The organism is Micromonospora sp. LOL_021, from assembly GCF_048060215.1.
Classification (GTDB): Bacteria; Actinomycetota; Actinomycetes; order Mycobacteriales; family Micromonosporaceae; genus Micromonospora_E.
Genome location: NZ_JBHMIN010000012.1, coordinates 22,976 through 37,692, shown reverse-complemented (window position 1 = coordinate 37,692; position 14,717 = coordinate 22,976). Strand labels below are relative to the sequence as shown.

Genomic DNA, 14,717 nt, shown 5'->3' with positions numbered 1-14,717 from the left:
CGGCCCGGTCGGTGGGTGGAGTCAGGACCGGTCGGACGAGATCCGGTCGAGGCGTAGCCGGTTGTGGTCGCTGGCCCGTACGGCCGTCACGGCTACCAACGCCACGGTGGCCAGTGCCCAGCCGGGCCAGCTGTCGGACTCCAGGATGACCGGAAGTTGCCGGCCGACCAGACTGGGCAGGATCACTCCTACCGACCAGAGGACCGTCAAGCCGAGCGCGGCCCGGTCCACTCCGACCAGCCCGCCCAGTGCCAGCGCGCCGGCGGTGAAGGCCAGACCGGGCAGCAGCCACAGCGCGGGGGACTGCCCGGTCGACCAGCCGGCCGCCGCGAGCACCGGCACGACCACGGTCAACACCGCGAGGGTGCGGCGCAGCAGCAACGGCAACCCGGTCCGGGGCATCGTCGCCATCAGCTCCCAGGCCGGGTCGGTACGGCGGCTCCACGCAGCGGCCACCGGCAGCAGGGGAGCCACCGGAGCGACCAGCAGCACCAGCGAGGGCAGGCTGGCGAAGGTGGTCTCGAACAGGACCGCGATCAGCATCAACGCGACCGCCGTTGCCAGCCAGGGGAGGATCCGGGCGGCGACCCCGGAACGCCGCAGCCGGCGACGGCGTACCGGTGCCGGGCCGGCCTCGATCCCGGCTGCGACGCCGACGGCCACCCGGTCGAGCAGTTGCCGGTCGGCCGGGCCGACGCCGTCGGACAGCTGCATCCGGCAGGGTGCGCAGGACTCCAGGTGGGCTTCGACTGCCCAGACGGTCGCGTCGTCGACCCGGGGGTCACCGGACGCGTAGCGGGAGATCAGGTTCGGGGTGGGGTGGGTGGTCATGACAACGCCTCCCGTAACGCGATCCGGGCCCGCCGCGCGTACGTCTTCACGGTTCCTTCCGGCATGCCGAGCAGTACCGATGTCTCCCGGGTGGTCAGACCGTCGAGCACCATGGCGCGCAGTACCTGCCGCAGGTTGGCCGGCAACGCCAGGAGCGCCTGCTCCAGATCGGCGTTCATCCGCCCGGCCAGCGCCTCGTCCTCAGCGGCCGGGGCGACGGTGGCGGCGGTCTGCACCGCCGGGACCCGCTCCCGGCGGGCGCGGGCACGGAACGCGTCGACCAGCCGGCGGGCGGCGATGGTCCACAGCCAGCCGACCGCGCTGCCCTTCGCCGCGTCCTGGGCCTGGCTGCCGGCCGAGCGCCATACCGCCAGGTAGGTGTCCTGCAGCACCTCGGCGACCATGTCGTCGTCGGCGCACCTGCGGCGTAGCCGCGCGGTCAACCAGGGCGACGTCCGGCGGTACAGCTCGTCGAAGGCCCGCCGATCGCCCCGGGCGATGCGGCGCAGCAGCTCACCCTCGTCGAGTGCGTCCAAGCTCCGTCTCACAACAGGCAAGACGATCCGCGCTCCCACGATGGTTTTCCATCTTGAGTGAGCTGGGTCACGTTCTGGTCATCGCTGGACCGAACGGCTCCGGGGACGGCCGTCGGCACCGATGCAGCGCTCTCGCAGCCGATGTGGCCCGGTGCGTAGAGTTTCAGGTCGCATCGCTGACGCTCCAGGGACGAGACGGGTACGGACATGACGGTGGACGACGTACGGCCGCTTGGTGAGTCGGCCCCGGCCGGGGTCGACCCGGCGCAGCTGGCGGTCTGCCTCGACGTCATCGAGGCGCTGTCGGCGCTGCCGTCCGACCATCCGGACGTGGTACGGGTGCAGCGGGCCACCGCGAAGCTGTACAAGTCGGTGAAGCGCCAGCGGCGGGCCGAGCGACGCGACGCCGTCCTGTCCGCCGACCGGGCCGTCACCGCCGCGACCGCCACCGGGGCACCTGGGCGCATCGACGACGAGACCAAGGGCATCCCGCTGGTGTCGTCGACCGTCGGCGCCACCGCCGGCATCCTGCGCCAGCCCCGCGCCTGCTACATCTGCAAGGAGCGCTACCGGGAGGTGGACGCGTTCTACCACCAGCTCTGCCCGCCGTGCGCCAAGCTCAACCACGAGCGCCGTGCCGCCCGTACCGACCTGACCGGCCGCCGGGCGCTGCTCACCGGCGGCCGGGCCAAGATCGGCATGTACATCGCGCTGCGCCTGCTGCGCGACGGCGCGCACACCACGATCACCACCCGGTTCCCGCAGGACGCCGCCCGCCGGTTCGCCGCCATGGACGACAGCGACCAGTGGCTGCACCGGCTGCGGATCGTCGGCGTCGACCTGCGCGACCCGGCCCAGGTGATCGCGGTCGCCGATGCGGTGGCCGCGCAGGGTCCGCTGGACATCCTGATCAACAACGCGGCGCAGACCGTCCGGCGCAGCTCCGGCGCGTACGCCCAGCTGGTCGCCGCGGAGTCGGCACCGCTGCCCGACGGGCCGCTGCCGGAGATCGTCAGCTTCGCCTCGGTCGGTGGCCGGGGCACCGCCGCGACGGCGGTCGCCGGGCCGTCGCAGCCGTCGGCGGTCACCCCACAGGCGCTCACCGCGTTGGCGTTGACCAGTGGCTCGGCCACCCCGGACCGGATCGCACTGGCCACCGCGATCGACGCCGGTGGGCTGGTGCCGGACCTCGACCCGGTGAACAGCTGGGTGCAGCGGGTGCACGAGGTCGACGCGGTGGAGCTGCTGGAGGTGCAGCTGTGCAACTCCGTCGCCCCGTTCATCCTGATCAGCCGGTTGCGACCGGCGATGGCCGCTGCGGCTGCCCGGCGCAAGTACGTGGTGAACGTGTCGGCGATGGAGGGAGTGTTCAGCCGCGGCTACAAAGGGCCCGGTCACCCGCACACCAACATGGCCAAGGCCGCGCTGAACATGCTGACCCGCACCAGCGCGCGGGAGATGCTGACCGACGGCATCCTGATGACCGCCGTCGACACCGGCTGGATCACCGACGAACGGCCGCACCCGACGAAGATGCGGCTGGCCGACGAGGGCTTCCACGCACCGCTGGACCTGGTCGACGGCGCGGCCCGGGTGTACGATCCGATCGTCCGTGGTGAGCAGGGCGAGGACCTGTTCGGCTGCTTCCTGAAGGACTACGCACCGGCCGCCTGGTAGGTCGGGGCAACGTGATCCTTCCGCGGCTGCCGGGCGCGGTACGAGACCGGTGCGACCGGTGCGGTGCGACCGGTGGCGGCCGACCCACTGCCACCGTCGGCCGCTGGGCTCGCCGGTTCGACCGCTGGTGGCCGTGTGCCATCTGCTCCGCTGGGACCGCTCGTGGCGACCAGGAGCCATCCCACCGCGCTGAGGCAGGCCAGCATCGCGGTCGGCAGCGTGACCCGGTCCGCTGACGCGCCCAGCCACCAGGTGATGTCCGATCTGCCGGTGACGTAAATGAGGACCAAGGTAGCCGTGTAGCCGAAGTTGAGCAGCCAGAGCCAACAGTCCGAACCGACGCCGAGTTCCGTGCGCCGATGCCGTAGGAGAAGGGTGCCGGCGACGGAACAGATGACTGCGGTGGCCGCCAGCGGACCGACGTTTCCCCAGAACGCGTCGAGGGTCGGCTGCAGCCGGGCGTTGAGGTGCGCGCCGCCCCGGGACAGGTTGCCGAGGGGCCCGGACTCCTGGATGTCCGACGTCGAACCCACCAGCCGTGACAGCACCACCCAGGCGCCTCCGGCTGCGACGGGGACCCACACCATCCACACCCTGCTGATGCGGTGCCTTTCCCGCAGCGTCACCAGGACAGCCAGGATGCCCCCGCCTACCAGACCCTCGTTCTTGGTGAGGACTGCGGCGGCGAGCAGGATCAGGGCCAGGGCGGGCTGCCGCAGCGGGTCGGGTGAGAGCAGGAGCAGGGCTGCGGCGCCGAGCAGGCTGACGGACCACAACGCGTCGGCGTAGCCGGCGGCGACGTACTCACCGCCGGTCGCCCACGTGGAGAGTCCCACCGCCAGCCCCGCCGACCAGGCGAGTACCGGCCGGGTGCGGGCGAATGCGGTGCGGACGGCGACGACCGCCATCGCAATCGCCGAGAACGTCGTCAGCGCCGACACAAGCTGAGCGGTGCGGTAACCCTGGCCGAGGAGACTCCAGACCGCGGCGACCGGGGCGGAAGCCAGTGGCGGGTAGTCCGTGTGGGAGAACGCGAACCCGGGGTCTGCCATCGCGGTCCGGGCGACCTGCCCGTCGAACAGGAAATAGCCCGCATGCAACCACCAGATCGAGTGCGCGTCCCATGCGGTCGGTGGGTGGAGAATCGGTAGGAAGGGTGCTGCCAGCACGGCGATGGTGGCGACCGCGGCCCGCCACGACATCGACATGGTGGCGATCCGTGGTCGCGTCAGCCACCAACCGGCAGCAGCCCAGCCGACGAGGTATGTCGATGCCAGCCAGAACCTGAACGGCAGGCCGATCGTCACCATGAGGACGACAGCCGCCGTGCTGATGAGCGCGGTGACCAACGGTGCCAGCAGTAATGCCACGAGCGGGGTACGGACGATCGCGTACGACAGCGGCAGGCTGCCGGCCATGACGAGTGCCGTCGTGAGGAGACAGGTGCCGATCATCGGTTGATCTCGTTGAACTCGACGTGGTACCGCGTGCCGGTGGACGTATGGCGTTCGATCAGGCGCACCTGGTAGTCGGCCTGCTGGTGATCGACGACCAGGGTGCCGCCGGTCAACGCGGTGAACTCGGCGAGTCGTTGGTGCCACAGGTGTCGCAGCGGTGGATCGATAACCACCCGACTGCCCTGTGGGACAGTCGCTACGAACGTGGCGCGGGCGGCTTCGAAGTCGCGGTGCAGGCGACGCTGCGACGCCAGGTCCTGCGGCGCCCTGACATAACCGAAGCCGGTGGTCCCGGCATCGACGGCACCCTGGACGGCCAGGCCGGCGGAGGTGAGGCCGAGCGCGATCACCAGAATCTGTGCCACGTAGCGTCGTGGACCTGTCCCGCAGACGTGCACTGCTGATCCCGTTCTCTCCGAATTGTGGCAGGCCGACACTCCGTCCGGAGGCAGCTGAGTGATCGTCGGTGGACGCCGGCTCCCAGGTGCCTCGTCGCGGTAATGATCCCTCGACAGAGGGACAGCAGTTGGACAAATCAACGTTTCCGGGTGCGCGCGCTGCGGCCTGGTGGCTCTCGGTCGGCCCCGTCGTGCCGGTCGGGTCGTTGGCAAGCGTTTCGGCAAATTTCCCTAGATTCGACGCTTGCCGGCGAACCAACGCAGAGCTGGTGCCGTCGACACCTGGACACCGGTGTATCGGACGGCAGGTGCCGCCTGCGCGATCGCCACGGTGCGGACGGAAAGGACAAGTCGGATGATGACGCGCTTCAAGAAGGTCGCCGTCGGGCTGACGGCGGTCGCCGCCCTGACGTTGGGCCTGCCGGCGAGCCCAGCGTTCGCCATCAACCAGGTCTCCTGTGGCGACCGTAACGACTTCCTGAAGCTGCACATCGATCTCGGTGGTGGCTACCGATTGGTTCGATGCTTCGCGAACGCAGGAGCGACCGGGACGAACATCAGCGGCGTCTACCGGTTCGACAGCGGCAACAACAAGGCGACCGTCAACTACGAGCGGGATGGCCGCTACTACAGCACGACTCTGGAGAAGTGGTGGGGTACCGATTTCGCGGGTGCCCGGGTCCGGGTGTACGAGGTACGGATCTGGTGATCGGCGACTGACCACCTGCCGTCGGCCTGCCCTGCCGCGTCCTGTCGTCCAGCGGCGGGCGGGCCCCACGGCGAGCGTCCCGGGCGGTCTCGACGGATCAGTCAGTGACCGGTGGGGCGGTCCGGGTCGCCTCGGCCAGGGCGGCCGCCGCGCTGGCGTACGGGTTGTGGGTGTAGGCGCGGGCCAGCCCACCGGGGACGGTGAAGTACTCGGCCGACAGCTTCGCCGGATCAGTGGCTATCTCGCCGCGGCCCGGCAGGTCGTCGCCGTCGTCCCAGCCCCAAGGGGCGTTCGCCGAGTTCGTCGAGCAGGCCCAGGTGCCCCGCCCGCAGTCGCCGGACGCGTCTCCAGCAAAGGTGCCCAGATGGGCGAAGAGCTGTGGGTTGTCACGCTGGGCCCACAGGCCACCCGGCTCGAACAGGTCGATCAGCCGGTAACGTACATCCCGGTCGTTCGGGTGCTCCGGGGTCTCGGCCACGCTGGACGACGGGTAGTAGGTCACCCCGTCGCCGACAATCTGGTACTGCGGGTGGGCCTTGAACCCGTGGCCTTTCGCCTCCTGAGCGGTCACCGGTCGCAGGAACGGGTCGTGCGGTGACGACTGCAACCGCAGCGTCCCGTCGATCGACTCGCGCCCCGTCGACCAGGTGCTGCCAGCCGGGATGTACGAGAAGTGGTCGCTGTGCGCGACGGTGACCGCCGCCCGCAGGATCCCGTACGTCGACCCGTCCCGTTCGATGGCGAGCAGCATCCCTTCGCCGTCGTTCTCGTGTTCGGTCTCGAAGAACGGGTGGTCCGTCCAGTCCCGGGGGTAGCTGATTGTTGGCGCTCCGGGCATCGATGGCGCTCTTGAGGCTGCTATGATGCTCGCGTGAACCTCAAGGAGTGGGCAGCGTCGACCGGCATCGCGTACATCACCGCTCGGCGACAGTACGCAGCCGGGACGCTGCCTGTTCCCACCTACCGGATCGGTCGACTGATCATGGTCGGTGAGCCGGTCACCGGCACGTCGGCCGAGACGGGGCAGACCGTGGTGTACGCCCGGGTGTCCTCAGCCGATCAGAAACCCGACCTGGACCGGCAAGTCGCCCGGGTCACCGTGTGGGCCACCGGGCAGAAACTCGGCGTCGACCGGGTGGTGACCGAGGTTGGATCCGCGTTGAACGGGCACCGCGAGAAGTTCCTCGCGCTGCTGCGCGACCCGAAGGTGGCGACGATCGTGGTTGAGCGTCGGGACCGGTTCGCCCGGTTCGGGGCCGAGTACGTTGAGGCGGCGCTGGCCGCGCAGGGCCGCCGACTGCTGGTGGTCGACCCGGCTGAGGTCGACGATGATCTGGTCCGCGACGTGACGGAGATCCTGACGTCGTTGTGCGCCCGCCTGTACGGGCGTCGCGCTGCCGCGAACCGTGCCCGCCGGGCGGTCGAAGCCGCCACCGAGAGTGGCCCGGCGTGAAAACGATCCAGGGGTACCGGTTCGCCCTCGACCTCACCTCGCGCCAGGAACGCGACGTCCTTGCACACGCTGGGGCCGCCCGGCTCGCCCACAACTGGGCGCTCGCGAAGGTCAAGGCGGTCATGGACCAGCGCGTCGCCGAACGCTCCTACGGCGTACCAGACGAGTTGCTGACGCCATCACTGTCCTGGTCGCTGGCCGGTCTTCGGAAGGCGTGGAACGCCGCGAAGCCCGAAGTCGCGCCGTGGTGGGGTGAGGTGTCGAAGGAGGCGTTCAACACCGGCATCGACGCGCTCGCTCGCGGGTTGAAGAACTGGACTGACTCCCGCAGCGGGAAACGCGCCGGTCGGCCGTCGGGTTTCCCCCGGTTCAAGTCCCGCCGCCGTACCACGCCCAGCGTCCGGTTCACCACCGGGGCGATCCGGGTCGAACCGGACCGGATGCACGTGGTGCTACCCCGGCTGGGCCGGTTGAAGTTGCACGAGTCCGCCCGCAAGCTCGCCCGCCGTATTGAAGCCGGCACCGCCCGGATCATGTCCGCGACAGTGCGTCGTGATGGCGGACGGTGGCATGTGTCGTTCACCGTCGAGGTCGAACGCGCCGAACGCAGCCCGGCCCGACCCGGCTCGGTGGTTGGTGTGGACGTCGGTATCCGGCATCTCGCGGTGCTGTCCACCGGCGAGTTGGTCGACAACCCGCGCCACCTCGTGGCCGCGCGGCAACGGATGCATGCGCTCGGCCGGACGCTGTCGCGCGAGCAGGGCCCGGACCGGCGTACCGGACGACGTCCCTCGAAGCGCTGGGAACGGGCCGCGAGCCGGCTCGGTCGCGCTCACGCCCGGGTCGCTCATCTGCGCCGTGACGGGCTGCACAAGCTCACTACCCGACTCGCCACGACGTACGGCACCGTTGTGGTGGAAGACCTCAACGTCACCGGCATGCTGCGCAACCGGCGGTTGGCTCGGCACGTCGCCGACGCCGGATTCGCGGAGATCCGCCGCCAGTTGGCGTACAAGACCGGATGGAACGGCGGCCGGCTTGTGGTGGCCGACCGCTGGTACCCGTCCAGCAAGACCTGCTCGGGCTGTGGCACGGTGAAAACCAAGCTGGCCCTGTCCGAGCGTGAATACCGGTGTGAGGCGTGCGGTCTAGTCATCGACCGTGACCGCAACGCCGCTGTGAACCTGGCCGCCCTTGCGGCGGCAACCGCCGGGAGTGGCCCGGTGGCAGCACGTGGAGCCGACCAGAAGACCCGCACACGCGGGCAGGTGGCCGTGAAGCGTGAACCCGGCACCGCTCAAGCGGATCAGACCGGGACCGTCCTACCGCAAGGCAGGACTACCAACCGTGCGCTCACCAAAGCCCACTGAGAGGTAACGGTGGAAGAAGAAATAGGTGACGGAACCAGTGGCTGGCTGTCTCCAGCACGCTGTAGTAGGCGTACGCGTCGAACGACACCCCGGACCGGGCGGCGTTGTCCCAGTTGTTGCGCCCGTTGAGGTCAGCGTCGAAGTCCACCCGGGTGATGTAGTCGGAGCGTCCACCGAGGGCGTGGCTGCCGGTGACGTCGACATCCTGGTGATGGATGGGCGCCCAGCGGAAGGCGAGCTCGGCCCGGCTGACCACAGCGGCAGCCGGGGTGGCGGTCGCCGTTGCCGTGAGGGCGGCGACGGTCGGAATGAGCATGGCCGCGGCGAGACCTCGGACGGCCCGACGGACGGGCCGGAGGGCGATGTGGTCGACATGGCTACCGACGAGGTGACCGTGGCGGGTGTCGGGACTGGACATGTGCGCTCCCCTGCCGAGCGGTGATCAATGTCCGTAAATGTATTGGATCGGGCCGACGTCGTGGGTGTCCGGTAGGCGAAGCGGGGCTTGCCGCTGGCTGAAACCGGCACCCGCCGTACTGGCCACTCTGGCGTCGCCGTTGCGTGCGCCGTCGTCACCGCCCCAGCGACGTCTGTGGAGACTGGGTGAGACCACTTGCTCCCGTGCCACTGGCGGCTGCCAGGTGGCGGCGTTGCTCGGCGCGCTCGGCGCGGTGGCCCTGCCGGTCGATCCGGATGACGCTCTGTTACTGCGGACTACCGAGAGGCGGTGCCTCGGCACCGGGAGGTGGGCCGAGGCACCGCTGTGCAACCGCTGGCTCGCGCGACCGGGCCAGTCGCCTGGGCGCCGACTAACCCCAGTACGCCAGTGCCTGCCGGCCGAGGGACTGCTGGCCGGCGGTGTTGGCGTGGCAGCCGTCGGAGACCTCGTTGCTGCGCAGGTGGAAGGTCCCGGGGTAGATCACGTTCTGCGTGGCGTCGGCGGCGGCCTGGCGGGCCAGGCTGTCAGTCAGCTCGGGGCCGTTGGCGCCGGCCAGGAAGCAGGTCTGGCCGGGGTCGTAGAGCGGCTGGCCGGAGATGTAGATGGTCGCGCCCGGTGCGGCGTGCTGCCGGGCGTTGGCGATGAGCTGCCGGACCTCGTTGTAGGTCGCTCCATTCTGGGCGAAGATGCAGATCTGCACCCAGACGGCGGTCGGCCGGCCGTACTGGGCGGCTTGCCGGTCGAAGGCCTGCCACGAGCTGGAGTTGGTGTTGGTCCAGGACTGGACGACCGCTCCGCCGGTGCCGTAGGGCCCCCACATGCGTTGGCCGCCGATCGCGACGTAGCCCTGGGCGACGTTCTCGGCCATCGAACAGCCGATGAAGCCCATCGATCGGGCAGGTTGCGGTCCGGGCGTGGGGCTGGTCGTCGGGCTGACGCTCGGGCCCGGGGACGGCCCGGACGTGGGGCTGATGGTCGGGGACGGCTGGGCCGTGCCGTTGCATGCGGTCCCGTTGAGCGTGAAGTTGGTCGGCGCTGGATTGCTGCCGTTCCACGAGCCGTTGAAGCCGAAACTCGTGCTGGCGTTGGTGGCGAGGCTGCCGTTCCAGCTGACGTTGCGAGCGGTCACCTGCGACCCGATCTGGGTGATGGTGGAGTTCCAGGCCTGGGTCACCTGCTGGCTGGCGCCGAACGACCAGGTCAAGGTCCAGCTGCTCAGCGGGTCGCCGATGTTGGTGAGGTTGACGTTTCCGGTGAAGCCGCCGGGCCACTGTGAGCTGACGGAGTAGGTGACGCGGCAGCCGGGGGCGGCAGCTGCCGGTGCCGCCATGGCCGCGCTGACGGCGGCGGTGACCGCTATGGACATGGTGACCGCGACAAACGGGCGGACTCCTGCTCTGTGGGGGTGCGAACGCACAGCTGGCCTCCTGAAGCTCGAACAATGGAAGTCTGTCGATGTAAGCATGTGACAGATTAATGCCGTAGGTCAATGGCTTTGTCGAATGACGCCGGGTTGGGGCGGTGCCGGTGCGGCCGCCCAGCCGGCCCGACCGGGCCGGCCATACAATCGCCCGATGCGAAGCGCTGTCGGCGGCCGCTGGATCAGCGGATCACGATTCAGGCATGACTGAACCGGCAGCGGACGACGCCACACCCGGTCCGTTCGGCAGCGCGTCCCGGGAACGGTTCGTGCTCTCCCGCCGGTACGCCGCCGGCACCGGTGGGGTCCGGGGACTGCTGATCACCGTGCTCGGCGACTACATCCGCCCGACCCGGCACGCCGCACCGACGTCGGCCTTCATCGACGTGCTGGGTCGGCTCGGCGTCGCCGAAGCCGCCTGCCGGCAGTCGCTGGTGCGGGCGGCGGCGGACGGTTGGCTGATCTCTCACCGCGATGGCCGGTACACCTGGTGGCGGCTCAGCCCGGCGTTCGCGCGGTTCCTCGACATCGGTGCCGGCCGGATCCTCGGCTTCACCGGTGCCCAGGAGGACTGGGACCGCCGCTGGCTGCTCCTGCTGGCCCGAGTACCAGAGGGCGACCGGCCGGTGCGGCACCTGTTGCACACCAGGCTCGGCTGGCTGGGCTTCGGACGGCCCGCACCCGGGGCGTGGATCAGTACGCACACCGGGCGGGTCAAGGAGGTCGAGCTCCTCCTACACGAGGCCGGTGCCTACCAGCAGGCGCAGATCTTTCTCTCCGAGCATCTCGGCGGCGGCGACCTGCCGGCTCTGGTCCGCCAGTCGTGGGACCTCGCCGGCGTCGAACGGGCCTATCAGGCGTTCATCGACGAGTTCACCGACCCGCCGGCGGACGACCCGATCGTGCGGTTCACCCGGCTCGTGCACACCTGGCGTCGGCTGCCGCTGATCGATCCGGTGCTGCCGGCGGAACTGCTGCCCGCACCGTGGATCGGCGAACGCGCCGTGCGGTTGTTCCACGATCGGCACGGCAGATGGGAACCCGCGGCGATCCGCGAGTGGGAACGGATCAGCCAGGAAGCGTCGTAGCGTTCACGGCGCTCGGCGGTCCGGGTCCCGGACAGTCGAACGGCCGGGACCCGGACCGGTGCGGCGCCGTCGGCCCGACGAAACAGTCGGACCGGTGCGGGTCAGACCTGACCGAAGACGGCCAGTGCCGGCAGCGCCCGACCGGAGTAGTCGAACACCGCCTGATTCTCCCAGCCGTTGCCCGACGACGGGTCGTCCGGATCCCAACCGGCACCAGATACCGCCGTCCAGGCCGGCTCCCAGTAGAAGACGCCCAGCCCGCGCCCGTTCGGCACCGCCTTCACCGCGTCGAAGACGGCCCGCAGCGCGTCGGCCTGGCCCTGCGGGGTCGCCGGGTATCCGCCGGCCGAGGCCAGCGAGGCGTTGAAGATGTTCGGCTCGTGGTCGTGCTGCGCGGTGGTGAACCCGTACGCGGTCTCCACCACCACGACCGGCCGCTGATAGCGCGACGCCAGGTCGTTGAGGTTGCTGCGCAGGCTGTTGATCGAGCCGTGCCAGTAGAGGTAGTGCGACACCCCGATCACGTCGAACGGCACCCCGCGCGAGGTGGCCTGGTCGAACCACCAGCGGTGCTGGCTGTTGTTGCCACCCTCGGCCAGGTGCAGCATCACCTGCGTGGAGCTGTCCACCGCCTTGACCGCCTGCGCCCCGGCGGTCAGCAACGTCGCCAGGTTGGCCCAGTTGTTGCTGCGCCCCTCCGGCCACAGCATGCCGTCGTTGATCTCGTTGCCGACCTGCACCATGTCTGCCGTGGTGCCCTGCGCCTTCAGCGAACTCAACACGTCGTACGTGTGGCTGTAGACCGCGTCGCGCAGCTGGCTGACGCCATAGTTCTCCCAGGCCCGCGGCTTGTACTGCTTGCCCGGGTCGGCCCAGGTGTCGGAGTAGTGGAAGTCGACCAGCAGCCGCATGCCCTGCGCCTTCGCCCGCGCGGCCATGGTCAGCAGCCGAGCCTTGTTGTTGTAGCCGTCGGTCGGGTTCACCCACACCTTCAGCCGGGCGTAGTTGACGCCGCTGGCGCGCAGCAACTGCACCGCGTCCCGCTGGCCGCCGGCGGCGTCGCGGTAGACCGCGCCCCGGTCCTCGTTCTTGGCCAGTGTGGAAAAGTCGGCGCCGACCATGAAACCAGCCGGTACGCCGGGACCGCCGGTCGACCCGCCGGTGAACTCCACATCGTCCACGTTGATCCAGTTCCCGGCGCGGGCGTTGGAGACGAAGCTGACCGTGCACTGCCCGCTGGTGACCGTCGTGGAGACCGAGATCTGCGTCCAGTTGCCGGTGGTCGGGATGGCGACCCGGGCCTCGGTGCCGCCGCAGTTGCGCAGCGCCATGAACGCCTCGACCTGCCCGCCGCCGGAGCGGACCCAGGCCCGTGCCGTGTAGGTGCCGTTGGCCAGCCCGGACAGGTACTGGTACGTCTCCACCTGGTAGGCACCCGACGCCCAGTGCGACAGCCGGTAGTTGCCGGAGCGTCCGCCCCATTCGGTGTAGCTTGCGGCGGTGTGCCCGGTCGACGAGTACTCGCCCCAGCCGGACGGGGTCTGGGTGCCACCGCCCGCCTCGAATCCGCCGTTGGTCAGCGTCGTGGCGGCGTGCGCGGCTCCGTGCGTACCGCCGGCCAGGCCGACACCGAACGCGGCCGCGCTGGTCGCGGCCACCGTGAGCAGCGCGAGCGCCGCGCGTCCCAGAAGTCCACGGGTACGGATGGTCATCGCTTGCCTCCCTTGTCACGTACCACGACGTCGGCGAAGACTCGTAGCCCGGGCAGCGCCCTGCCGGAGTAGTCGAACAGTGCCTGGTTCTCCCAGCCGTCGCCGGAGGTCGGGTCGGCCGGATCCCAGCCGGCACCGTCGACCGCGGTCCAGGTCGGTTCCCAGTAGAAGACGCCCAGCCCTCGGCCGCCTGGTACGGCGGCGACCACGTTGGTGATGTCGCGCAGCGCGTCGGCCTGGCCCTGCGGGGTGGCCGGGTAGCCGCCGGCCGAGGCGAGCGAGGAGTTGAAGATGTTTGTCTCGTGGTCGTACTCGTCCAGAGTGAAGCCGTACGCGGTCTCCACCACCATGACCGGCCGGTCGTAGCGGGCGGTCAGGTCGAACAGGTTGGCCTGCAGGTAACCCAGCGGCCCGTGCCAGTAGGTGTAGTGCGACACCGCGATGACGTCGAACGGCACGCCGTACGCGACGGCGTTGTCGAACCACCAGCGGTGTCCGTCGTTGTCGCCGCCCTCGGCCAGGTGCAGCGCCACTCTGGTACGGGGTGAGGCGTCGGTGACCGCCGTGGAACCGGCCGTCAGCAGAGCGGCGAGGCCGTCCCAGTTGTCCCAGCGACCGTCCGGCCACAGCATGCCGCCGTTGATCTCGTTGCCGACCTGCACCATCGCCGGTGCGGTGCCCTGCCGGCGCAGCGCGGCGACCACGTCGTAGGTGTGGTCGTAGACGGCCTGCCGCAGCTCGTCGAAGGCCAGCCCTTCCCAGGCGGCCGGCTTGAACTGCTTGCCGGGATCGGCCCAGGTGTCGGAGTAGTGGAAGTCGATCAGTAGCTGCATGCCCTGCGCTCGGGCCCGTTTCGCCTTGGCGAGCACGTCAGCTTTGTCGCTGAACCCGTCGGCCGGGTCGACCCACACCTTCAGCCGGGCGTAGTTGACGCCGTTGTCGGCCAGGATTCGCAGCGCGTCACGCGGCCGGCCCCGGCCGTCGCGGTAGACGGCACCGTTCGCCTCGTTCTTGGTCAGGTGCGACACGTCGGCGCCGCCGATCGCCACCGGCAGGCCTGCACTGCCGTCGGAGCGGGTGAAGGTGACGTCGTCGACGTTGACCCACTGGCCGGCGGCGGCGTCCGAGACGACGCTGACGGCGCAGCGGCCGGCGGTGACCGTGACGCTGAGTGCCAGCTCCACCCACCACTCGTCGCCGGTGCGCGGCAGATCGACGCGCTGCGCCGAGCCGCGGCCGCAGCCGGCCAGTTCGAGGTACGCCGAGCGTTGGCCGCCGCTGGAGCGCACCGCCGCCCGCAACGTGTAGGTGCCTCCGGCCAGCCCGGTCAACCGTTGCCGGGTCCGTACCCGGTAGTCGGTCTCGGACCAGTGGCTGAGCCGCTGGTCGCCGGTGCGTCCGCCGGGCTCCACGTAGGAGGCGTCGCGGTCACCGGTCTCGGTCCAGCCGACCGGGGCGGCCAGGTCGGTGGTGTCCTCGAAGCCCGGGTTGACGAGTGCTGGTGACGGGCGGCCGGCGGTGGACGTGCCCGGCGTGATGATGACTATGGCGGTCGCCAGGGCGACCGCGGCGGCCAGGGTTCTGCGGATGCGCATGTCTGCGCCCTCCTCGACAGGGACAAGCTCTG

14 protein-coding genes are annotated in these 14,717 nt (G+C 70.2%); 5 read left to right on the top strand and 9 right to left on the bottom strand.

The window, feature by feature from the left end:
- Positions 1–21: 21 nt before the first annotated feature.
- Together ACFHWT_RS10730 and ACFHWT_RS10725 are read right to left on the bottom strand one after the other, a co-directional pair.
- Positions 22–831, bottom strand: coding sequence for a zf-HC2 domain-containing protein (locus tag ACFHWT_RS10730; protein WP_416594456.1), 810 nt, complete (start codon positions 829–831; stop codon positions 22–24).
- On the bottom strand, positions 828–1,367 hold the full coding sequence (locus ACFHWT_RS10725; protein ID WP_123600531.1) for an RNA polymerase sigma factor: 540 nt from the start codon (positions 1,365–1,367) through the stop codon (positions 828–830). The genes ACFHWT_RS10730 and ACFHWT_RS10725 overlap by 4 nt, the downstream gene beginning before the upstream one ends.
- Positions 1,368–1,574: 207 nt before the next feature.
- Here ACFHWT_RS10725 and ACFHWT_RS10720 point away from each other — a divergent pair, with 207 nt between their 5' ends.
- Positions 1,575–3,044 carry an SDR family NAD(P)-dependent oxidoreductase gene (locus ACFHWT_RS10720; protein WP_416594455.1) on the top strand — a complete coding sequence of 490 codons (1,470 nt, stop codon included), beginning with the start codon at positions 1,575–1,577 and terminating at the stop codon, positions 3,042–3,044.
- Here ACFHWT_RS10720 and ACFHWT_RS10715 read toward each other — a convergent pair.
- Together ACFHWT_RS10715 and ACFHWT_RS10710 are read right to left on the bottom strand one after the other, a co-directional pair.
- Positions 3,023–4,498, bottom strand: a complete 1,476-nt coding sequence (locus tag ACFHWT_RS10715) for a hypothetical protein (protein ID WP_282229851.1) — start codon at positions 4,496–4,498, stop codon at positions 3,023–3,025. The genes ACFHWT_RS10720 and ACFHWT_RS10715 overlap by 22 nt on opposite strands.
- Complete coding sequence (locus tag ACFHWT_RS10710; protein WP_416594454.1) at positions 4,495–4,866, bottom strand: hypothetical protein; 372 nt, start codon at positions 4,864–4,866, stop codon at positions 4,495–4,497. The genes ACFHWT_RS10715 and ACFHWT_RS10710 overlap by 4 nt, the downstream gene beginning before the upstream one ends.
- A gap of 388 nt (positions 4,867–5,254) precedes the next feature.
- Between ACFHWT_RS10710 and ACFHWT_RS10705 the strand changes: the two genes are divergently transcribed.
- Positions 5,255–5,608, top strand: coding sequence for a beta/gamma crystallin domain-containing protein (locus ACFHWT_RS10705; protein ID WP_282229853.1), 354 nt, complete (start codon positions 5,255–5,257; stop codon positions 5,606–5,608).
- Between the two features lie 97 nt (positions 5,609–5,705).
- Here ACFHWT_RS10705 and ACFHWT_RS10700 read toward each other — a convergent pair whose 3' ends face one another.
- Entirely contained in the window at positions 5,706–6,446 is a 741-nt protein-coding gene (locus tag ACFHWT_RS10700; protein ID WP_416594453.1) for a hypothetical protein, read from the bottom strand.
- A 33-nt stretch (positions 6,447–6,479) separates the two neighbouring features.
- Between ACFHWT_RS10700 and ACFHWT_RS10695 the strand changes: the two genes are divergently transcribed.
- Positions 6,480–7,061, top strand: coding sequence for an IS607 family transposase (locus ACFHWT_RS10695; protein ID WP_282229855.1), 582 nt, complete (start codon positions 6,480–6,482; stop codon positions 7,059–7,061).
- Positions 7,058–8,431 (top strand): IS607 family element RNA-guided endonuclease TnpB, encoded by a 1,374-nt coding sequence (gene tnpB, locus ACFHWT_RS10690; RefSeq protein ID WP_416594452.1) that lies wholly within the window; start codon positions 7,058–7,060, stop codon positions 8,429–8,431. The genes ACFHWT_RS10695 and tnpB overlap by 4 nt, the downstream gene beginning before the upstream one ends.
- Here tnpB and ACFHWT_RS10685 read toward each other — a convergent pair.
- Both ACFHWT_RS10685 and ACFHWT_RS10680 read right to left on the bottom strand, forming a co-directional pair.
- Positions 8,415–8,849, bottom strand: a complete 435-nt coding sequence (locus ACFHWT_RS10685; RefSeq protein ID WP_416594451.1) for a hypothetical protein — start codon at positions 8,847–8,849, stop codon at positions 8,415–8,417. The genes tnpB and ACFHWT_RS10685 overlap by 17 nt on opposite strands.
- 391 nt (positions 8,850–9,240) lie before the next feature.
- Positions 9,241–10,287, bottom strand: a complete 1,047-nt coding sequence (locus ACFHWT_RS10680; protein ID WP_416594450.1) for a cellulose binding domain-containing protein — start codon at positions 10,285–10,287, stop codon at positions 9,241–9,243.
- 206 nt (positions 10,288–10,493) lie between these two features.
- On the opposite strand from ACFHWT_RS10680, the gene ACFHWT_RS10675 reads away from it, so the two are divergent.
- Positions 10,494–11,378 (top strand): PaaX family transcriptional regulator C-terminal domain-containing protein, encoded by an 885-nt coding sequence (locus ACFHWT_RS10675; RefSeq protein ID WP_416594449.1) that lies wholly within the window; start codon positions 10,494–10,496, stop codon positions 11,376–11,378.
- A 101-nt stretch (positions 11,379–11,479) separates the two neighbouring features.
- On the opposite strand, the gene ACFHWT_RS10670 is transcribed toward ACFHWT_RS10675, so the two are convergent.
- Both ACFHWT_RS10670 and ACFHWT_RS10665 read right to left on the bottom strand, forming a co-directional pair.
- On the bottom strand, positions 11,480–13,090 hold the full coding sequence (locus tag ACFHWT_RS10670; protein ID WP_282229860.1) for a glycoside hydrolase family 53 protein: 1,611 nt from the start codon (positions 13,088–13,090) through the stop codon (positions 11,480–11,482).
- On the bottom strand, positions 13,087–14,685 hold the full coding sequence (locus tag ACFHWT_RS10665) for a glycosyl hydrolase 53 family protein (RefSeq protein ID WP_282229861.1): 1,599 nt from the start codon (positions 14,683–14,685) through the stop codon (positions 13,087–13,089). Before ACFHWT_RS10665 ends, ACFHWT_RS10670 begins: the two co-directional genes overlap by 4 nt.
- Positions 14,686–14,717: the final 32 nt, after the last annotated feature.